This window comes from Chitinophaga cymbidii, from assembly GCF_007992715.1.
Taxonomy (GTDB): Bacteria; Bacteroidota; Bacteroidia; order Chitinophagales; family Chitinophagaceae; genus Chitinophaga; species Chitinophaga cymbidii.
In genome coordinates this window covers 2238398-2258891 of record NZ_BKAU01000001.1, presented here as the reverse complement: position 1 = coordinate 2258891, position 20494 = coordinate 2238398, and the positions used below count along the sequence as shown (strand labels likewise).

The 20494-nt window shown below is 50.1% G+C and carries 22 protein-coding genes and 1 tRNA gene; 10 read left to right on the top strand and 13 right to left on the bottom strand.

Annotation, left to right across the window (positions count from 1 at the left end; translation table 11 throughout):
• Positions 1-40: 40 nt before the first annotated feature.
• From fumC to CCY01nite_RS09350, 4 genes are all read right to left on the bottom strand, one after another.
• On the bottom strand, positions 41-1441 hold the full coding sequence (fumC, locus tag CCY01nite_RS09365) for a class II fumarate hydratase (protein ID WP_146859970.1): 1401 nt from the start codon (positions 1439-1441) through the stop codon (positions 41-43).
• Between the two features lie 64 nt (positions 1442-1505).
• Positions 1506-2282: an enoyl-CoA hydratase/isomerase family protein gene (locus tag CCY01nite_RS09360; RefSeq protein WP_146859968.1), complete on the bottom strand. Its 777-nt coding sequence runs from the start codon at positions 2280-2282 to the stop codon at positions 1506-1508.
• A gap of 108 nt (positions 2283-2390) precedes the next feature.
• On the bottom strand, positions 2391-3212 hold the full coding sequence (locus CCY01nite_RS09355; protein WP_146859966.1) for a porin family protein: 822 nt from the start codon (positions 3210-3212) through the stop codon (positions 2391-2393).
• A gap of 81 nt (positions 3213-3293) precedes the next feature.
• Complete coding sequence (locus CCY01nite_RS09350; protein ID WP_146859964.1) at positions 3294-3713, bottom strand: cobalamin B12-binding domain-containing protein; 420 nt, start codon at positions 3711-3713, stop codon at positions 3294-3296.
• Between the two features lie 83 nt (positions 3714-3796).
• Between CCY01nite_RS09350 and CCY01nite_RS09345 the strand changes: the two genes are divergently transcribed.
• Both CCY01nite_RS09345 and CCY01nite_RS09340 read left to right on the top strand, forming a co-directional pair.
• Positions 3797-5464 (top strand): glutamine--tRNA ligase/YqeY domain fusion protein, encoded by a 1668-nt coding sequence (locus CCY01nite_RS09345; protein ID WP_146859962.1) that lies wholly within the window; start codon positions 3797-3799, stop codon positions 5462-5464.
• 71 nt (positions 5465-5535) lie between these two features.
• Positions 5536-5820 (top strand): hypothetical protein, encoded by a 285-nt coding sequence (locus tag CCY01nite_RS09340; protein ID WP_146859960.1) that lies wholly within the window; start codon positions 5536-5538, stop codon positions 5818-5820.
• A 94-nt stretch (positions 5821-5914) separates the two neighbouring features.
• On the opposite strand, the gene gltX is transcribed toward CCY01nite_RS09340, so the two are convergent.
• A complete protein-coding gene (gltX, locus tag CCY01nite_RS09335) occupies positions 5915-7447 on the bottom strand; it encodes a glutamate--tRNA ligase (protein ID WP_146859958.1) in 1533 nt (510 codons plus the stop codon).
• A 65-nt stretch (positions 7448-7512) separates the two neighbouring features.
• On the opposite strand from gltX, the gene CCY01nite_RS09330 reads away from it, so the two are divergent.
• On the top strand, positions 7513-8127 hold the full coding sequence (locus CCY01nite_RS09330) for a polysaccharide deacetylase family protein (RefSeq protein WP_146859956.1): 615 nt from the start codon (positions 7513-7515) through the stop codon (positions 8125-8127).
• Between the two features lie 56 nt (positions 8128-8183).
• Here CCY01nite_RS09330 and CCY01nite_RS09325 read toward each other — a convergent pair whose 3' ends face one another.
• A complete protein-coding gene (locus tag CCY01nite_RS09325; RefSeq protein ID WP_146859955.1) occupies positions 8184-9053 on the bottom strand; it encodes a hypothetical protein in 870 nt (289 codons plus the stop codon).
• Between the two features lie 118 nt (positions 9054-9171).
• Between CCY01nite_RS09325 and CCY01nite_RS09320 the strand changes: the two genes are divergently transcribed.
• Together CCY01nite_RS09320 and CCY01nite_RS09315 are read left to right on the top strand one after the other, a co-directional pair.
• The gene (locus CCY01nite_RS09320; protein ID WP_146859953.1) at positions 9172-9942 is read left to right on the top strand and encodes a TatD family hydrolase; all 771 of its coding nucleotides are present in this window, start codon (positions 9172-9174) and stop codon (positions 9940-9942) included.
• 43 nt (positions 9943-9985) lie between these two features.
• Positions 9986-11020 carry an asparaginase gene (locus tag CCY01nite_RS09315; protein ID WP_146859951.1) on the top strand — a complete coding sequence of 345 codons (1035 nt, stop codon included), beginning with the start codon at positions 9986-9988 and terminating at the stop codon, positions 11018-11020.
• Here the strand turns inward: CCY01nite_RS09315 and CCY01nite_RS09310 are convergent.
• Positions 11017-11940, bottom strand: a complete 924-nt coding sequence (locus CCY01nite_RS09310; protein WP_146859949.1) for a sugar phosphate isomerase/epimerase family protein — start codon at positions 11938-11940, stop codon at positions 11017-11019. The two genes, CCY01nite_RS09315 and CCY01nite_RS09310, sit on opposite strands and share 4 nt — an antisense overlap.
• Positions 11941-12031: 91 nt before the next feature.
• Here CCY01nite_RS09310 and CCY01nite_RS09305 point away from each other — a divergent pair, with 91 nt between their 5' ends.
• From CCY01nite_RS09305 to CCY01nite_RS09285, 5 genes are all read left to right on the top strand, one after another.
• The gene (locus CCY01nite_RS09305) at positions 12032-12277 is read left to right on the top strand and encodes a YdeI/OmpD-associated family protein (RefSeq protein ID WP_146859948.1); all 246 of its coding nucleotides are present in this window, start codon (positions 12032-12034) and stop codon (positions 12275-12277) included.
• A 70-nt stretch (positions 12278-12347) separates the two neighbouring features.
• Positions 12348-12434: transfer RNA gene (locus tag CCY01nite_RS09300), tRNA-Ser, on the top strand.
• Between the two features lie 89 nt (positions 12435-12523).
• On the top strand, positions 12524-13777 hold the full coding sequence (locus CCY01nite_RS09295) for a tyrosine-type recombinase/integrase (RefSeq protein ID WP_146859946.1): 1254 nt from the start codon (positions 12524-12526) through the stop codon (positions 13775-13777).
• A 240-nt stretch (positions 13778-14017) separates the two neighbouring features.
• Complete coding sequence (locus CCY01nite_RS09290; protein ID WP_146859944.1) at positions 14018-14281, top strand: hypothetical protein; 264 nt, start codon at positions 14018-14020, stop codon at positions 14279-14281.
• A gap of 8 nt (positions 14282-14289) precedes the next feature.
• Complete coding sequence (locus tag CCY01nite_RS09285) at positions 14290-14562, top strand: helix-turn-helix domain-containing protein (protein WP_146859942.1); 273 nt, start codon at positions 14290-14292, stop codon at positions 14560-14562.
• A gap of 104 nt (positions 14563-14666) precedes the next feature.
• Here the strand turns inward: CCY01nite_RS09285 and CCY01nite_RS09280 are convergent, their stop codons facing one another.
• The 6 genes from CCY01nite_RS09280 to CCY01nite_RS09255 form a co-directional block, all read right to left on the bottom strand.
• Positions 14667-15665: a sigma factor gene (locus CCY01nite_RS09280; RefSeq protein ID WP_186830980.1), complete on the bottom strand. Its 999-nt coding sequence runs from the start codon at positions 15663-15665 to the stop codon at positions 14667-14669.
• Positions 15666-15685: 20 nt separating this feature from the next.
• Positions 15686-16651, bottom strand: a complete 966-nt coding sequence (locus CCY01nite_RS09275) for a sigma-70 family RNA polymerase sigma factor (protein ID WP_146859938.1) — start codon at positions 16649-16651, stop codon at positions 15686-15688.
• Positions 16652-17168: 517 nt separating this feature from the next.
• Positions 17169-17597, bottom strand: coding sequence for a hypothetical protein (locus CCY01nite_RS09270; RefSeq protein WP_146859936.1), 429 nt, complete (start codon positions 17595-17597; stop codon positions 17169-17171).
• 60 nt (positions 17598-17657) lie between these two features.
• Entirely contained in the window at positions 17658-18224 is a 567-nt protein-coding gene (locus CCY01nite_RS09265) for a DUF6712 family protein (RefSeq protein ID WP_146859934.1), read from the bottom strand.
• Positions 18221-20092 (bottom strand): hypothetical protein, encoded by a 1872-nt coding sequence (locus CCY01nite_RS09260; protein ID WP_146859932.1) that lies wholly within the window; start codon positions 20090-20092, stop codon positions 18221-18223. Before CCY01nite_RS09260 ends, CCY01nite_RS09265 begins: the two co-directional genes overlap by 4 nt.
• Entirely contained in the window at positions 20082-20432 is a 351-nt protein-coding gene (locus tag CCY01nite_RS09255) for a hypothetical protein (RefSeq protein WP_146859930.1), read from the bottom strand. The genes CCY01nite_RS09260 and CCY01nite_RS09255 overlap by 11 nt, the downstream gene beginning before the upstream one ends.
• Positions 20433-20494 lie beyond the last annotated feature (62 nt).

Genomic DNA, 20494 nt, shown 5'->3' with positions numbered 1-20494 from the left:
TTCAGATGAACGGCGCTGTTTTTATTATCAGACAATTACATCACGAAATTTTACCGACCATTTTGCTTGGGTCTACCCAGGCGTCAAACTCCGCTTCGGTCACATATCCCAGCTTCACCGCCATTTCCTTCAGCGTGGTGCCTTCCTTGTGCGCTTTCTGCGCGATCTCGGCCGCTTTGTAGTAACCGATCTTCGTGTTCAGCGCCGTTACCAGCATCAGTGAATTGTCCACATGCTTTTTGATGTTCGCCTCGATCGGCGCCAGCCCTTCCGCGCATTTGTCGTTAAAGCTCACGCAGCCTTCGCCGAGCAGCCTTGCGGAGTGCAGGAAGTTATAGATCATCATGGGCTTGAACACGTTCAGCTCAAAATGGCCGGTAGCGCCGCCGATGTTGATGGCTACGTCGTTCCCCATTACCTGTGCCGCGATCATGGTGAGGGCTTCACATTGCGTGGGGTTCACTTTACCGGGCATGATGGAGGAGCCAGGCTCGTTGTCCGGGATGAACAGCTCGCCGATGCCGGAACGGGGGCCGGAGCTGAGCATGCGGATGTCGTTCGCGATCTTCATCAGGCTTACGGCAACGGTCTTCAGCGCGCCATGTGCTTCCACGATGGCGTCGTGCGCGGCCAGTGATTCAAATTTATTTTCCGCGGTCACGAAAGGCAGGCCGGTCAGTTCCGCAATTTTCTTCGCTACATTCTCCGCATATCCTTCCGGCGTGTTGATGCCCGTGCCTACGGCGGTACCGCCCAATGCCAGCTCGCTCAGGTGCGGCAGGCTGTTTTTGATGGCACGCAGGCCGTGGTCCAGCTGCGACACATAGCCGCTGATCTCCTGGCCCAGTGTGAGCGGCGTGGCGTCCATGAAGTGAGTACGCCCGATCTTCACCACGTGCATGTATTCCTTTGACTTCTTCGCCAGTGTTTCGCGGAGCTTTTTGATGCCGGGAATGGTTACTTCCAGCAGCATTTTGTACGCCGCGATATGCATGGCGGTGGGGAATGTATCGTTGGATGATTGTGATTTGTTCACGTCATCGTTGGGATGCACCACTTTGTCTTTATCCGTCAGCTGGCCGCCGTTGAGCACATGCGCGCGGTAGGCCACCACTTCGTTTACGTTCATATTAGATTGTGTGCCGGAGCCGGTTTGCCAAACCACCAGCGGAAATTCCGCGTCCAGCTTGCCTTCGAGTATTTCGTCGCATGCTTTGCCGATCAGCGTGGCTTTTTCGGCGGGCAATACGCCGGCCTCCTGGTTGGTGAGGGCCGCGGCCTTTTTCAGGTAAGCAAATGCCCGGATGATCTCTTTGGGCATTTTGTTGATGTCCTGTGCAATCCTGAAATTGTCGATGGAGCGTTGGGTCTGTGCGCCGAAATAGGCATTGGCGGGCACTTTTACCTCTCCCATCGTGTCTTTCTCTATCCTGAAATCCATATGGTAGTATTTTGGGCCGTAAAAATAGGCAATTACGGTTTAGGAAAGGCTGTCAAATATCATGTTATTCGCCCTTGAAACGGGCGGCCCTTTTTTCGATGAAAGCCGCGGCGCCTTCCTGCAGATCGCTGGTGGCGAAGCATTTGGCGAATTCCTGCACCTCTGTTTCAAATCCGTCCACATCCTCCTTGAAATAATCATTTACGCATCTGACCACCTTTGCGATGGCCAGTGGCGCTTTGGTATGGATCTTCTGCACAATGGAGCGGGCCTTGTCCATCAGCTCTTCCGGGGTGGTCACATGCGTCACCAGCCCCCACTTCAGGGCTTCCTCCGCGTTGATCATGTCCGCCGTCATCATCATTTCCAGGGCTTTGCCTTTGCCCACGAGCTGCACCAGCCGCTGCGTGCCGCCGTAGCCGGGAATGATGCCGAGGTTCACTTCCGGCTGTCCGAATTTTGCATTGTTGCTTGCCACGCGCACGTGGCAGGCCATGGCGAGCTCGCATCCGCCGCCGAGCGCGAAGCCGTTCACCGCGGCAACGATGGGCTTGGGGCTTACTTCTATCCGCTGGAACACCACCTGGCCGCGCTTCGCCAGCTCCATGCCCTGGTTGGGGGACAGGGTCAGGAACTCTGCAATGTCCGCCCCGGCGATGAAGGCTTTCGGGCCGGAGCCGGTGATGATGGCCCCATGCACTTCGTCCCGCTTGTAAATCTCGTCGATCGCAAGGCCGAGGTCTTTCATTACGTCCTGGTTCAGCGCATTCATTTTATCCGGCCGGTTGATGGCGATCTCCAGGATGCCATCGTTCAACGTGGTGGTGAGTGTCTTATACATATCTTCAGTAGTTTTTTGCCTCATCTAAATTAAGGTTTAATACGCCACCACCGAAATGAAAAAGGGCGCCATCTGGTGGCGCCCCGAATATCATAGCTGTTGTGCGGATCAATTGTCGATCACCGTTTTCTTTTCGATGATCACCTTGCTGCCTTTCCGGTATTTGGTCTTCGTCTGATGGTAGTCGTGGCGCTTGATGGAGGAGCCGCCGAAGTTGTAGCTCAGCGTTACGAAAGCCATGTTGGCATCGAGGTTCTGATAAGGGTACTGCTTCACGCCGTTCACGGTCTGGGAGAAGTCCTTATTGAAGAAATCGTTCAGGTAGTACTGCACTTTCACGCCGAAGCCGGGTGAAAAGCGGAAGCCCGCGAACAGGGAAGGCATCAGCAGCGGGGTCCGGTCACTGAACCACTCGTTGAATTTGCTCTTTTTGTCGCCGTCGATGAAGGTTTTTTCCTTATAGTTGAAGGCGAGGTCATATTCTCCTCCCATGAAAAAGAAGAAGCCGTCCCGGATGTTCCCAAATTTGAGGCCGATGGGAACGCCCAGGGTGTACACGCGGCGTTTCAGCTTCAGGGAGTCTTCCTTCGTAATCAGACCTATATTCTTGATATTCAACCCGGTAAATATTCCGAAGTTGTTGGAGAAGTCGTAATTATAGTTGGAACCCACGTTGAAGAAAATGGTAAAACGGGGGATGTTCCGGATGCGCTCATCGTTGTCTTTCACGTTGGCGAAAGACAGCAGGGGACCGTTGCCGCCGTGGGTAATGTAGCTGTGGCGGGGCTTTGGCGGAGCGTATAGGTGGAAGTGATAGGTGATCTTTTTGGTATTTTCCTTCTTTTTGACTTCGGTGCTGTCTTCCTGCGCATGAAGCTCCGTGGTGGCAGCGAGCGCCAGCAGGATAAGTGTGTAGCGGATAAATTTCATACCTGGTTCTTTACTTGGTGAATGGATGGATATTGCCTTTGATGGTAAGACGATCGGGTTACAAAAAAGTTTCAAAAATTCTTAAAATTCCCGGTGTTCCTTTGTCCAGCCTGCGATATAGTCCGCAATTTCCTGCGTATGGGTGCCGGGGGGAAAGAGTTTTCCCACGCCCAAGGCGTACAATTCCTGCATATCTGCGTCCGGGATGATGCCGCCCCCGGTCAGGAGCACGTCGTTCATCCCTTTTTCCTTCATCATGGCGATGATCTTGGGGAATACGGTCATATGGGCGCCGGAAAGGATACTGATGCCGATGGCGTCCACATCTTCCTGCAGGGCGGCGTTCACCACCATTTCAGGGGTCTGTCGCAGGCCGGTGTAGATCACTTCCATGCCGGCATCCCGCAGGGCCGCGGCAATAACCTTGGCGCCGCGGTCGTGCCCGTCGAGGCCCACCTTGGCCACCAGCACACGTATCGGACGTTGATTGGACTGGATCATAATGCTTTATTGGATTGTAAATGTAGGGTTTTCCCGGCTGAAGTGGTTTTCTTACATTTGCAATTCGGTAAAAGCTACAATATATGAGTGAAGAAAGATCACTGAACTTTTTAGAACAGATCGTTGAAGAAGACATTGCCAACGGCGTTCATGGCGGACGGATACTGACCCGTTTCCCCCCGGAGCCGAACGGCTACCTGCATATCGGGCATGCCAAAAGCATCTGCCTCAATTTCGGGCTGGCAAAAAAATACAACGGCCAGACCAACCTGCGCTTTGACGACACCAACCCCGTTACCGAGGAAACCGAATATGTGGATTCCATCAAGCAGGACATTCAGTGGCTCGGCTTCCAGTGGGCCGGGGAGTTTTATGCATCCGACTATTTTGAGCAATTATATGGCTTTGCCGTAAAGCTGATCGAAAAAGGACTGGCTTATGTGGACGATTCTTCCGCCGCCGAGATCGCAGCCATGAAAGGTACGCCCACGGAACCGGGCAAGAACAGCCCGTACCGGGACCGCAGCGTGGAAGAGAACCTGCAGCTGTTCGCAGACATGCGCGCCGGTAAATTCCCCGACGGCGCAAAGGTGCTGCGGGCGAAGCTCGACATGGCCGCTCCCAACATGCACCTGCGCGACCCCCTGATGTACCGCATCAAGCACGCGCATCACCACCGTACCGGCGACGCCTGGTGCATTTACCCGATGTACGACTTCGCCCACGGGCAAAGCGACAGCATCGAGCAGATCACTCATTCCATCTGTACCCTGGAATTTGTGCCGCACCGCCCGCTATACGACTGGTTCATCGAAAAGCTGGAGATCTTCCCTTCCCGTCAATATGAATTTGCGCGCCTCGCGCTGAACTATACGGTAACGAGTAAACGAAAACTGCTGCAGCTGGTGAACGAAAAGCATGTCAACGGATGGGACGATCCGCGCATGCCCACGCTCAGCGCTTACCGCCGCCGTGGTTACACTCCGTCCAGCATCCGCACCTTTGCGGACCGCGTGGGCGTTCAGAAACGGGATAACCTGATAGACGTGGGGCTGCTGGAATTCTGCATCCGCGAGGAGCTGAACAAAACGGCCAACCGCGTGATGGCGGTGCTGGACCCCGTGAAGCTGGTGATCACCAACTATCCGGAAGGCCAGACCGAAGAGCTGCAGGCGGAAAACAACCCGGAAGATGCCAGCGCCGGCCACCGCAAGGTGACCTTCAGCAATACGCTCTACATCGAGCGGGAAGACTTTATGGAAAATGCGCCGAAGAAATTCTTCCGTCTCAGCCCCGGCCTGATGGTACGGCTGAAATATGCCTACATCATCAAATGTGATAGCTTCGACAAGGATGCGGACGGCAATGTGACCACGATCTATTGCAGCTATCTCCCGGAAAGCCACAGCGGTTCAGACAAAAGCGGTATCAGCGTGAAAGGCACCATCCACTGGGTGAGCGCCGCGCATGCCGCCACCGCGGAAGTGCGGTTGTACGACCGGCTGTTCAAAGTAGAGAACCCTGCTTCGGAAGAAGGAGATTTTAAATCGTACATCAACCCGGATTCTTTGCATGTGATCCCCCGGGCGTACATCGAGCCTGCGCTGCTGGATGTGCAACCCGGCGAGCGTTTTCAGTTCCTGCGCAAAGGGTACTTTGCGGTAGACCCGGATTCAACACCGGGCAAGCCGGTGTTTAACCGGACGGTGACGCTGAAAGATACCTGGGCGAAGGAAGCGAAGAAAGGGTGATATCTGACGGAATATGATTTGGCCAGTATCACACTTTTAAATACCTTGAGCAAATTTTTAAAATTTTGCTCATGACTGAAACGGACATTTTACAGGAAATTTTGGTCAAGGTAACGTCTCTCGATAATCGTATGGGCTCAATGGAGAACCGTATGGATTCAATGGAGACGACCTTTAACAAAAGATTCCTCGCAGTGGAAGGTAGATTATCTTCGGTGGAAGATAGGTTATCTTCGGTGGAAGGTAGGTTATCTTCGGTAGAAGGCAGATTGTCTTCAATTGAAAATGAAGTCAGAAAAATCAGCCAGTGGGTTGCCGTGGAAAACAGTGATCTGTTTCCCAGAAGGAGCCGTTGAAAACGTCAACTCCACCCCAGGTCATGGAATGCTAATATTTATATAATGTAAGTCCGCCGGTGATAAACCAGGCGGACTTTTTTTATGCTTGGAATTATACTGTAAACGCCGCGAGCGCCAGTTTCATCCTTTCAATCGTTTCTTTTTTCCCCAGCGTTTCCGCGATCGCGAACACCGGAGGCCCGAACTTTCCTCCGCAGAGCATGATGCGGAAAGGCAGCTGCAGTTCGCCCGGCTTGATGCCTTTTGCCGCGGCCAGCTGTTTGAAACTTTCTTCGACCGGCGCAAATGAAAAATCATCCAACCCTTCCAATACCGTCATCCACGCTTCGAAGAATGCCTGCTTTTCCGCACTCCATTTAGGTTTCACAGCATCTACATCATATTTCTCCGGTTTTGCGAAGAAGAAAAATCCGTGGTCCCATATCTCGTTCACGAAATGACAACGCTCTTTTACCAGACCGGCAATGCGGGCAACGTACGCTGCATCCGCCGTGATTCCTTTTTCCTGCAATACCGGCTGAAACAGTGCCGCCAGCTTATCGTCCGGCGTTTTAAGGATATACTGGTGGTTAAACCATTTTGCTTTTTCGTAATCGAATTTGGCGCCGCCTTTGTGTACGCGCCCGATCGAAAATTTTTCGATCAGCTCTTCCATGGAAAATATCTCCTGCCCGGAACCGTCGTTCCAGCCGAGCATGGCCAGCATGTTCACGAAGGCTTCGGGGAGAAATCCGTTCTCGCGGAAACCTTTGGTCAGCTCGCCGGTCTTCGGGTCAGTCCAGTTCATCGCATAAACGGGAAAGCCTAAACGATCGCCATCGCGTTTGCTGAGTTTTCCGTTACCATCCGGTTTGAGGATCAGCGGCAGGTGCGCCCATTGCGGCATGTCCGCCTCCCAGCCCAGGTATTTCCACAACAGGATATGTACCGGCGCGGAGGGCAACCATTCCTCGCCCCGGAAAGCATGGGTGATCTTCATCAGATAATCATCCACCACAACAGCCAGGTGATAAGTAGGCATGCCATCCGCCTTCAGCAATACTTTATCATCCACCGTATTGGCCTGAAAACTCACTTCACCACGGATCATATCGGTAAAACGCACCTCTTCCTGCTCCGGCATCCGGATGCGGATCACATGCGGCGCGCCTTTTTCCAGCAGGTCCTTTACTTCCGCCGCGCCGAGTGAGAGCGAATTGCGCATGATGCCGCGCACGGCCTGGTTGTATTGCGGCGCGTAGTTGCCTTTCGCTTTCTCCACTTCCCGCATGGCTTCCAGCTCTTCCGGCGTGTCGAAAGCATAGTAAGCATGTCCCGCTTCCACCAGCTGTTCAGCATAGCGGCGGTACAATTCCTTGCGCTCGCTTTGCCGGTACGGGGCGTAAGGCCCGCCTTTATGCGGACCTTCATCAGCCTCCAGTCCACACCAGCGGAGGCACTCCATAATATATTCTTCCGCGCCCGGCACAAAGCGGGTCTGGTCCGTATCTTCTATCCTCAACACAAATTCGCCGCCATGATGGCGGGCAAACAGGTAATTGAACAATACCGTGCGCACACCGCCGAGGTGCAGGCCGCCGGTAGGGCTTGGTGCAAAGCGCACCCGTACTTTTTTCTGACTCATACGCCGCAAAAATAATAATTTCGGGCTTGGGAACGAGATTTTGGATACCGGATAAACTATCATGCATGTTCTATTTCACGAAGACGCCAGCCCTGCTTAAATCATTGTACAAAAGCTGCATCTGGAATTTTTCTCCCGCGGCGCCGGTCGTATACCTGACGTTCGACGATGGCCCCCACCCAAAAGCCACGCCCTTCGTGCTGGAACAGCTGAAAAAATATGACGCCAAAGCCACCTTTTTCTGCATCGGCAAAAATGTGGTGGAGCACCCCGATATCTATCAGCAGATACTGCTGGAAGGCCATGCTGTAGGCAATCACACCCACAACCACCTCAACGGCTGGAAAACCGGCACCCAGGCGTACCTCAGCAATATTGGCGACGCCGCCCAATACATCCGCTCCGATCTGTTCCGGCCCCCCTACGGCCGTATCACCCCCTTCCAGGTAAAACAACTGAAGCAAAATTACCGGATCATTATGTGGGACGTGCTGAGCGCCGATTTCGACACCGCTATTACCGGCGAAGCCTGTGTGCAGAACGTGGTATTCAAGCTGCAGGCCGGTTCTATTGTGGTGTTTCATGACAGTGAAAAGGCGTGGGACCGGATGAGCTTTGCATTGCCGCGGGTGCTGGAACATTGCAAACGCCAGGGGTGGCGGGTGGAGGCGATTACGTAAAAAAAGGGCCGCCTCCTGATTGAGACAGCCCATCGGTATATCTTTTACCAGCCGGATTATCTCGGCAGGGTGATTTTTTTCGTTTTATCGTTCAGCGTCAGCATTGCTTTGTTATCGCAATCACCGTTACCATAATCCAGTTTCGCCGTATGGCCGTTGACGGTGATGGTAAGAACGCCCTTACCGATGTGCGCACAATCTAGGCGGCGCTGCAGCTTTTCGGTAGTAGCCACCTGTGCGGTGATGGCGCTGTCTTTCAGGGTGGCGTTGCCGCTCAGTTCATATACATCATCCATCAGTACGAAGGGAGTTTCAGCACCTTCCTTCAGCATAACGGTGCGGGTACCGCTGTATTCCACCACATAATTGCCGGGATAGGTCAGCTTGCCGCCGCTTACCATGTAGGAGTAACCGGTAGAAAGGTTTTCCAGTACCTGGGTGCCTTCTACCTTGATATCATTCACATAATAATCCACGAATGTAATAGTCGCTTTGGCGCCCTGCTGGAAAACGGGCTTGTTCAACACCACCTGAATAAGTCCCTTACGGGTGCGGCCGGCCGCGTCGGTGCAGCCTTCCCCGAAATCGATCGTTACCGTCTTGGGCCATGTAACAAGGTCTGTAGGATCGTAACCAATGAGCATGGTTTCACAATAGCGGGCCTGCGCGCCTTCAGATACCGGCGCTTTACGGCCAGTACCGCTCAATCCGTTATCCTGGGAACTGGCTTCCAGCGTTACTTCGAAGGCATCTTCGTATATGACGTTCACCTCGGCTTCCTTCTGCGCAATGCTCATGACCTGTAAATCTCTTTGCTCATCTCCTCCCTCCTTGTCATCCTTTTTGCAGGCGAAAAAAACGGTGATGGTGCCGATGGCTACTGCGGTCAGCGTGAGAACCTTGTTGGCGTTAAAATAGTGTTTCATCTTAGCGGTTTTAATAGGGTATGGTATTCAGACTGTACCTTTGTGAAAAGGTTTTTGTTAAATATTATAATTTTTGCGAAAATAAAGATAAACAATTAATTGAAAAAAACTATATGTAATGAACTGGACCGACACCCACACCCATTTATATTCCAAAGAGTTTGCGGCTGACAGGACGGAAATGGTGGAACGGGCCATCCGGCAGGGCGTTGACAGGCTGCTGATGCCGAATATCGATGAAGGCTCCATTGACGGAATGCTGGCCCTGGAGACGCAATTCCCCGGGAAATGCCTTCCCATGATGGGCATCCACCCCTGTTACGTGACAGAAAACGTTGAAGAGCAGCTGGCTATTGTGCGGAGCTGGCTGAAGAAGCGCCGTTTCTGGGGTGTGGGGGAGATCGGGCTGGACTTTTACTGGGACAAAACGTACATCGACCGGCAAACGGAGGCGTTCCGGCAGCAGATCATCATGGCCAAAGAGCATGGCCTGCCTATTTCGATCCACAGCCGGGAAGCCACCCGCGCCTGCATAGAGGTAGTGAAAGAGCTGCACGACGGCACGCTGACAGGCGTATTCCACTGTTTTTCCGGCACACGGGAGGAAGCGCAGGAGATCATTGATATGGGATTCTACCTCGGCATCGGCGGGGTGGTCACTTTCAAAAAAGCGGGGCTGGACGTTTTGATAGCGGATATTGGGATGGAACACATCGTGCTGGAAACGGATGCACCCTACCTCGCACCGGTCCCCTATCGCGGCAAACGCAACGAAAGCGCTTACATTCCATTGATCGCCGAAAAGATCGCAGATGCAAAAAATCTAAAAATTGAAGAAGTAGCTGCAATTACCAATGCCAATGCACAGAAATTATTTAAAACGCTCTAACTGATAAGTAGATACATTTGCATGCAATTCTATTGATAGATAAATGACGAAAATTCTCATCATCTATACCGGGGGCACCGTGGGGATGATCTACGACGAAAAGACGGCTGCCTTGCGGCCCATCGGCTTTAATGAAATAAGGAACAACCTGCCTGAACTGTACCGGATGGGAATTGATTTCTACGTGTACGCCTTCAATCCGCCGATGGATTCGTCAGACATGCAACCGGATATCTGGTCGGAACTGGCCAGCATCATCGAAGACCGTTACGACCGCTACGATGGGTTCGTGATCCTGCATGGTTCGGACACTATGGCCTTTACCGCTTCCGCGCTCAGCTACATGCTGGAAAACCTTTCCAAACCGGTGATCCTCACCGGCAGCCAGCTGCCCATCGGCAAGATCCGTACGGACGCCAAAGAAAACATCATCACCGCGATGGAGATCGCATCTACCAAAAGCAACGGCCACTGCATGGTGCCGGAGGTCTGCATCTATTTCGACTTCATGCTCTTCCGCGGCAACCGCGCCAAGAAATACAACGCGGAGAAATTCGAGGCGTTCTATTCCATGAACTATCCCGCGCTGGCAGAGGCCGGCATCGACATCAAATATAAAAACCAGTACGTACTGCCCGCGCCTGACAAAGGACTGGTGGTGCACAAGAATATGGACCCCAACATCGGGGTGCTCAAGATCTTCCCCGGCATCACCCGCCGCGCCGTGGAAGCGATCATCAATACCCCCGGCATGCGCGGGCTGCTGCTTGAAACCTTCGGCAGCGGGAACGCCACCACTCAGTCCTGGTTCACCGACTGCCTGCAAAAAGCGACAGACAAGGGGATCATCATGGTAGACATTACACAGTGTGACGGGGGATCGGTAGAGCTTGGAAAATATGAAACCAGCCAGCAACTGCAGAAAGTGGGCGTGATCAGCGGTCACGACATGACCTTTGAGGCTACCACCACCAAACTGATGTTCCTCCTGGGGCAGGACCTTCCGCCTGCCGAGATCAAACGGCTGATAGAAACGCCGATGCGTGGGGAACTGACGCTGCCGGACGCGGAGTTTTAGGCCAGCCAGCCCTTCAGCGTGTCCACATCCTTCTTCAGCTTGTTCAGCACGATCTGCTGCTTCTGCTTTACAGGCAAGGCTTCCTCCGCTTTGCTCAGCAATTCGTATTCAAGATGCAAAGTTACCGGCACATGAATACCCAGCTGCTTCACCTGCCTGAAGAATGCCGCGAAATCCACCATGCCTTCGCCCAATGGCACATTTTCCAGCACGTAACGCCCGTTGCGCTGCGTCCACCGGGTGTCTTTTATCACCAGCGTATTGATGAACGGCCGGATCAGCTGCAACCCCAGCGGCCAGCTGTTGGCGCCTTCCACGGTAGCATGCCGGATATCGTATTGCACCCCTGTAAAGGCCGGATCAACATCTTTGATCATCTCGTACAAGTCCCACACCGAGGCGCCGACCAGCTTACCGGCGTGGTTCTGGTAGGCCGCGCGGATGTTGTATTTCCTGTTCAGGAGGGTTAATTCTTTCAGCTGCTGGCCGCGGTGGTGGAGGCTTTCCAGCAGCGGCCTATCTTTCAGATATTCATACCAGCCCATGCGGTAATACCGGATGCCTTCTCCCGCTGCTGTTTGAAGGATATCTTCGGTATACTTTTCCTTTGCGTCGAGTATGGCGGTCGTCATCATCACCGCCTTCATGCCCGCCTTTTTAACCGCTGCTACGGCTTTCGGCAAGTCGTCAGCCACCTTCTCCGGCAGCACATGCCCGCCCGGACGAACGGTATAATCCACCCCGTCCAGCCCCGCCGCGGCAAAAGTTTCACAAAGCAGGTCATAATCCATCCATTGAAACGGTTTGGAAAAGCAGTGTATCTCCCATGCGGGAGCCGCTTTTCCGGCGAGGCCCCGCAGGGGAAAGGCTGCGCCCGCCATGGCGAGGGTCTGAATAAAATTTCGACGGGTATACGGCATGGTAATTGGAATTTTGTAGTAAAATAGCTTAAAATATATTGTATGAAACCGTAAGGTTCCATCTGACCCGTAAAAAAATAAATATTAACGGATGAAAAGGGATTTTAGCTCGCTGAAGCGCCCGCGCTACCCGATGCCGGATTTCATCGGCGAGGCGCTGACCCGCCATAAGCTGTACGAAAAGTACGAAAAGCGCCCCCCGTATCAGCAAAACGACTACATCCACTGGATCAGCAGCGCCAAACGGGAGGAAACGCGGCAGAAACGGCTGAACCAGATGCTGGAAGAGCTGCGGAAAGGCGGGAAATACATGAATATGGTGTACAAAGGGGAATAAAAGGAGGATTTTTTGGATTTATTATCCAAAGGATTATCTTTGCAGCCCTGAATAATCAATTCAACCGTACGGAGGAGTGCAGGAGTGGTTGAACTGGCACGCCTGGAAAGTGTGTATAGGTGAAAGCCTATCAAGGGTTCGAATCCCTTCTCCTCCGCAGTTCTTTATAGTCTTGATTTTCGGCGATTTCCGAAGTGCTAATTAGAATAATGTCAAACGAAAAGTCAAACATTAATTTTAGTTAGTATGCTGAAACAAGGTTATTCTGACCCCGAATTGTACAGGTACGGCGGCGATACAGATAAGGAGTGGTATGTGGGTTTCCGCTTCACATGCCCGGTCCGGATGAAACGCAAGCCTGTACAAGTTCGCTTGGGGATCAATTTCTTCAAAACAGCCCGTGAACGCGATATAGAGGGCAAAATGGTAAAGAAGGTTGTTTCCAAAGCCTTGGAAAATGGCTGGAATCCCTTCGACTGCAACATCGAAACTTACCTCAGCTCCATCAAGCCGGAAGAACCTACCCCGCCGGCAGCAATCATTCTCAAAACGCCAGATGGCATTCCAATCCCAACGCCAGACACACCACTTGCCGAGGCGCTGGATCTCTCCTATCAGATCAAAAAGAAGGATCTGAAGAGAAAGACGAAATTCAACTACGAAACCGGGCTGCGATACGCTGTGCCAGCAGCCAAAGCACTATCAGTAGATACACTGCCGCTGTGTAAGCTGAAGCGGCTGCATGTCCGCATGATCTTGGAACAGATCGGGAAGGACCGGCAGGAAGAGTACGACAAAGAAAAGAAGGGGAAGACCTGGACGCCAAATGCATTCAACCGTTATAAATCGTATCTGAGTGCGTTTTTTGACACCCTTGTGGGGCTGGATGCTATTGAGTTCAATCCGTGCGATAAAATCGACGACAAGCCCCCCATTGCGTTCGGAATCCACCGCCACGCGACCGATGAAGAAACCGAGCTCATCAAAAACCACTTGGCCAAAGCTCATCCCGAACTGGGAAACCTGTTACGGGTGGAATATGTGACAGGTATGCGCCCTGATGAGATACTGCAGGTACAGTACGATATGGTGGACTGGCTGAACTCGATCATTAAGCTGAGCTACGAGGTAGGTAAAACGAAGGTTTTCCGCCTGGTGCCGGTACCGACTTTTCTTTTAGATTGGATCAGGGAGCGCCAGGGCGATCAGCCGGGCACAAATTACCTGTTCGGCCGCAAGCTCCAGTCTGGCCCACGCAGCCTGACTACCAACAACCTTTCCCGCTTGTGGTATAAGTATGTGAAGGTGCAACTTGGTCTGGACGTGAGCCTGTATTCTTTCAAAGGCGCCGGCGGCGACGCGAAACGGGATGCAGGAGTTGATCTGCCGGCGGTCTCCATAGGCTGGGGGCATACCTCGGTGAACACTTCGAAGATCTACCTGGAGAAAGAGGGCGAGCGCATGCGGAAACAGATCATAGCGAATTCACCGGATTTTTGATAGACGCGGTACTGAATTCCGGGGCGCATGCACAGCAAAACATTGGCCCACCAAGCAAATATTGATAATCATATCATTACAAACAATAAAAAAAACTAAACAATCACTAAATCCGCTGTGGTGGCCTGATGCATTGGAATGCGCAGAAATAACACTGCCCGGGAAAAGTTACCGTCAGCAAATCTCCATAAGGACTGAATGTATATACCTCGTAATTTGTAACATCAAATTATTTGATGTATGAAAGACGAAAGAAAAATTGCGCATGAAATTGTGCGCTATCTTGACATTCTTTTTGGATATCCTCGCTGCGAGTGGATCAGTGAAAAGAAGGCACTTGAAGAATTTCCCTTTAGCCTAGATATGCTTCGCGATATGCGTGGTGACGCCACGTTAGAGTTTAGATACCATTGGAAGTATATTAAAAAACCTGTCGGAGAGCGCAAAAGACCTGGAATAATTTACCATAGGGCCCGAATGATAAAATTTATAGACGAGCTATAACATGTGAAATGGAGCGTATAGAAATTATTAGTCTAACAGTGCCGGAGTTACAGCGCATGCTTGACGCTGCCTGCGAAAAGGCTATCCAAAAGTATATTGAAGCACAGAAATCGCCGTCAGACTACGAGGAATTGACGCTCGAACAAGCGGCATCTGAATTAAACTGCCACAAGGCTACTGTCCGGCGAAAGATGCTGGAGTTTGGAATAAAAGGATCAAAAATCGGGAGGGAGATTACTATTCAGCGGAAGGACCTAAAGCGGATAAGAGGCCGTCGGTAATGTACTATAAAGAACGGCCTCCTTAGACAGGGAGGCCGGATTCTTCCTTTAGACTTTTCAACTGATATGTGAATAATTATTGCTTATTCCCTTTGAACAGTTTGCTAACTGGCATATTGCCATTTATAGCCTTTGTAGTGAGGGCGCTCACCACTTATCACTCTGCGAATGCACGTTTCCGAATATCCGGCGGTTACTGCAGCTGTAACCGTTTCCCATCTCTTAATCAACTCTCCAGAAGGCGAGAGCTGCAAAATTGATCGAACATTTCCTGCCCCCCTTGTACGGGAAAGAACCTTCAAAATACCGTCACATTCATATGCCCATCTAAACCCGCGATAAGAAAACTTCTCGCCTCTGGCGACTTGTCTGATACTGCTACTTTTGAATCCCTCCTCTCTCTCGGCTGCGAGGGCGTTCTCCCATAATCTAACAACTTCGCCATCCATTTTCAACTGAAAAACCGCCTTTGACAATACATTATCATTCCCTTTTACACCTTCCTTGCGTACTTTTTCTTTGATTGTATAGTCAACAAAGTAAACTGCAGCATTCGCCCTGATCTTCTTAACTATCAAACTCATAACAGTGTTATACCGGGATGGGCATTTGCCATGCTCGACCGATTTGGCAGTCATGCATTCGCCATCCATGAACATGCTAATAACTTTTTTTTCCGGCGCCCGCAGTTCTGAAATGGCCCTTTCCAACCCTCTGAAATTTTCTTCGCTATAGTTTGAAGGTTTCTCCATCTCTGAAACGATAAACGAACCCATATCTTCATAATAGATCATTCGTTCTCTGTACCGTCTTTCCGGATTTCTCCTTCCTATACCCAATTGCCTGCATCTACAGTCAACAATACACGTTTTCGCTTTCACATATAGCCATTGTGCGAATGATATTCCAATAGTTTGTGCGTCCAGCCATTTATCATAACGCTCCCAGATATATAAAAATATCTCTTGGGTATAATCCTCATGATCTTGCATATTCACAAAGGGGTATCGATAAAGCACACGCCGAATTACGTCCTGATGCATCTGCCACAGCCGGGGAAGATTGTCATTCCTGTGCTTCTCATAATGCTCCTTTAGGTTCATATTATTCATTACCGCAATACTTAAACAGCAATTGATTCGCTTTCCCTAACCCATACGTAACCTCGGTATTCTTTGGTCTTACCTTTAATATTCTTGGAAATAGAGTCCGGGTTAAACCCAGCTTCCTTGCATTCACTTAGGCATGAAAAACGTGCAACTATTTCACCTGTGATCCTCTTTTGTAAGACTGCAATCTTCGCTCTACCAGATTGCATAGGCTTGCGGTCCACCGAGCCCCCAACATAATTCCATTTATACCCCTTGTAAGAATATCGTTTACCTCTGGCAACCGCTACTACCATCGATGCATTAAAGCCATTTCTATGAGCCTCCGATGCTGAAGGAAACGATTTTATAAATGCTCCGTTCATATCACGCATCTCTACCGGGCGTGAGTTGACATGCAATTCGTTTGTCCTCCCATTCGGCACAACAATCGTTTTGCGGGGGTCGATTGCTATTTGCTCAAACGATTTTCCATGTTGACTTAAAATCCTTTTCCTGATAGCATGGAGTGTGGAGCTGTAAGCAGTTGCACATTTACCATCCTCCAACGATCTTTGTGCAAGGTTCTCACCCTCCAGGAACATTCGTACTATACGCTGATGGTTGGGTGATAGTTCGGATATTATCTTTTGCAACTGCTGAATGTTACTTTCATCATACTCATCATCAGCGGCATCATACCAACTAACTATGCTGTCCGAAAAGGTTACCTTTTCACTATACCACCTAATTTTACGACGATATGTGAGAATCGCCCATTCAGCATTTTGGTACATCCATACAGCAAAACCGCCTTTCGTATGATCGAACCTTTCAAATCTCTCCCATAGAAAACAAACAACCTCCTGATAGTAGTCCTCCTTTTCTTGTTCTTTGATGAAGGCGTATTTATTTATTATAGAGAAGATCAACCGCCTGTATCTATTCATCAATTCCACAAACTGAGCTTCGGTATCCGTATATTTATATACTCCTATCATCGATTCAATTTTTACATATCGGCAAGTATCACGTTTATGCTAACAGAATCTTGTGGTGAATAGAACGCTGGAACCCAAACTCGCCCCCTGACTTTATCGTAGTAGTATGGCGCCGGTTGATTGGGTGGCCAGGGAGATATAACAAGATCAAGACTGTTGACAGGGTAAAGGTTCTCTTGTCCTGACGTAACAAATAATATAGTCTTACCCTTTAAAGTATCGGATTGGATATATAATAGATAACTCCCCGGTGGGTTTGGATCAGAAAGTACTGAGTCACTGCTCAATGTCCCTATGTAGGAACTCACCATGACACCCATTTGTCGGAAGGCAGATTTATTCCGGAACCACATGGAGCCATTTTTGAATGCAATACTTCCGCTGTCGGCAGGGTTATTATTGATGGTATCTCGTGGAACCACCATTACGCTGTCCGCCTTCAGCCCTTTGAAATAGAAGTAATACGGATTCGGCCTCCATTGTGCGGAAGCTAAACTGCTGATAGTGATCAGCAAGATCAAGAAAAAGGAATAACGCATCTGTCTAAAGGTTTTGGATCTTTTATTGTTATTGTCATCTCAACACCAGAACACCAATCGGTAAATCTCTCGGTGAAGTAGTTTATAGATGGGTCGCCGGTAAGATTTATGTCGAAGTCCGGATTGTCTCTCAAGTAAGCCACTAGGTCCATCGCAACGGATAGCATATCGCTTTGCACCTCTAGCTCATTGCTCTTGTCGTGCTTCAGGCGGTCATAGAAAATAACAGCCATCCGGTGGTTCATTGCCTTCTCTGAATACGTAGATGGAAGCAACGCAACCCACATGGCTGCATAAAGCTGGTCCTTCACTGTCATATCGTCCGTGGGTCCCTGGCCGTAGCTGTTAATTTGCAGATGGTCGTCTGCGAACTTTTTTAACAGGGCGAGGATGTTGTTTAACGTCATTCCTTCCGATTTTTTTCAGGTACTCAATAAGCTTCTTCTCGTTTTTCTTTCCTGCCATCGTCATTGATATTTATCTCCGAAATTCCGGCGGCGACGGCCGGCTGAAGCGCCCAAGAAAATGCCTGTACTGAACTGCGTCCTATCCGGCAGGATAACATCACAGCCCGTTCCGGGGTCTATATAATCCGGATATTTGTCCGTATTGGCCCGCAGGTAGTTGATCGCCCGTTGCGCGTACCATTCCGCCTTACTCTTACAGTAATCATGTAGCTCCTTCCTGTCTGAAGTGCTGGAAACTGCAATCGTAGCATCTGCCCGCTGAACAACCCCTTTGTTTACCAGCTTCATCTGTAGCGGGATGGGCATATCGGCCAAAGCGTACCATAAAAGAGCGTCAAGTATGTAATAATCCAGCAGGGACACATAATCGGCTGGTATTGGCGTCGTATTCTGGTTCATAACCAGGTCCTGCAACTTGTTATACAGGGCGGTGCCGAGCATCGGGTGTATGTAAATGTCCTGAACTGCCTTGACGGTCGGCAGCAGATCCTTCGGATTCACGTTATCCGAAACGAAAGAGTTCTCTTTGATGTATTTTTCAGACAGAAAAAGGATCTTTTTACTCATGATCTGCGTTTTACGACAACATTGCTTTTCCAACTATGACGGCAATATGGCCGGTGAGTGTTAGTTCCGGGGATAGTATACCATCCCCCGCGCCTGGTCCACACAGAATATTGCAAACGAGTAGATATTTTTTCAATATCCGCCCGGCTGTATAGCCTGTTCAGCTCCAGGAGCCGCTTGCAAAACGGTCGGTTTTTATCGTCCTTTGGCCCCTCGTAGCTGTAAAGCACCTGTATACTTCGGTTTTCCGGCTCGATATTCTTGATCAGCTCGTCGGCATTGTTGATCGGTTGCCTGCGGACCAGGGTTTCACCATCCTTTACCTCCTTTTTGACTTCTAGCAGTTCGTTATACACCAGGTCATAGATAGCCTCATTGATCATTTCAAGGGATTCCCCCAGGCTGTCGGAGAGTGCCTGCTGTGTGGTGAGCGGGTCTTTCTTCAGAATGGCGAGTATCTGCTCCTGGATAGAGGTAATGGCCCCCATAGTTGAGGCGAAGTGCTCCATCTCGTCATCATCGTTCATGAAGGTGACCTGAGAGGATTTTATGACCTCATATTTTGTTCGGTCATACCCGAATCCCGCGAAAACATCGGCGTCCTTTTCATCTTCGGAGCCAGTGAACTGCTGGGTAGCACCCGGCGCCACAGAACGGGGCGGTAAGCCAGCCCTTTCCCGTATCTCGTCGTCCGTCATCACCCTGGCAAGGGTCGCTTCGGTGAACTGATAAGATACCGGCTCCGTCGGCAATATTTGCAGGGGATTGGGGGAAGTAATGCCGGCCTTAGCAGCGATCATATTGATCGTCCGTTCTATCCACTGCTGCTTTTTACTAACGTATGTATTCTGGAATATCTCGTATGCGGTCCGCAGCTCGTTATTGCCCCCCAACTGGCCCTCCGTTTTGATACCGAAAAGCATAGGCGACACAACGTTATGCCCGGTGAGTATTTCCTGCTGAGCAGTTTTGTTGAGAAGGTCGAAAATCTTGTCCGACTCAGAAATACTCAAATCCTGAACAGTTGCAGCCCCTTCTGGAGTATCATTGTAGCAGATAACAAACCGCTGTCCAGTCACTCCTGAAAACTTCTTTTTAAACATGCTTTCCGTTTTCTGCTTTTCTTCTTCGGAAGGCAGGCCGTTGTTCAGGTTGATGAGTTTGTTAGCGAAGAAGCCGCCCTTTACGTTGGACAGATGATAGTTTCCTATCTCAATGTCAATCTCAATCCAGGTGTTAGATCCCCTGTAAGTGGGTAGTGTGTAGGTATCAACTCCTGGATGGTATTTCTTTATGTAGAGTATTTGGGTACCGGATGTATTCTTAGGATTGTAGGCGTGAAATTCTTCGAATTTTGGCCGACTATTCGTAACGATAGTACCGTCTGACTTCTCTGTAACCCACTCGTCTGAAACGAAAAACATGGAATTATCCTTGTTGCTCCGGACCGTGGAGTAGTCAACATGGTATATCGAAGCTATCTCACCGTTTTTGCCCCACTCAATCTGAACATATGCCCCGTTGAAAATCTCCATATCGAGCGCACATTTTTCACTGACTTCAAACAGGTTCTCACCGTCACTGTTTGCGCTGTCAACGAATGCCTTTATTTTACTTTGGTCCGGGAGGTTTTTGTCAAATGACCACCCCTTGCCCATGATATAGTTCACCTTGCCATTGACAAGGGCCATATGCTTTGAAGAATTATTATACAGGTATAGTAAGTACTGCGGATAGTCGTTTTTCTTCCCGTAATAGATATACGGTTTACCCTTTTTCTCCACAAATGAGGGCTGCGATTCATCCTCGAACACCACCAGGCTAAAGCGTTCACTAACCTTTATTACTTTATCTTGTTTATCCGCCATAAGTAACGTATTCTATTGATGGTTCATACTGGATATAAACTGTCCTTTCCCCGATCAGGCGCATGATTCCCTCTTCAAGCTTATAGTCAGGTTGGTCATAATCGTAGTTTGCGTACAATTCGTAAGTGTATTCCCCTTCATCCTCGTTGGAAAAGAATTGATCAACATCGATCTGGAAATAATCAACTCGTTTTGTATGAGCCTGGTATGGCAACTCTACATTAACCACCCTCTTCGTCAGTGAGTGGATGAACTTAAACGTATAATTGTTGCTAGTGTGGCCTGTTTCAGAGGCTGTCACTGCAACTGTAGATATTTCTCCTCTTCTTAGAATGATCATACATCATTACATAGCAGAAAATCTGATTTTTACCCAAAAAAAATGAGGGGTGGTAGATATCA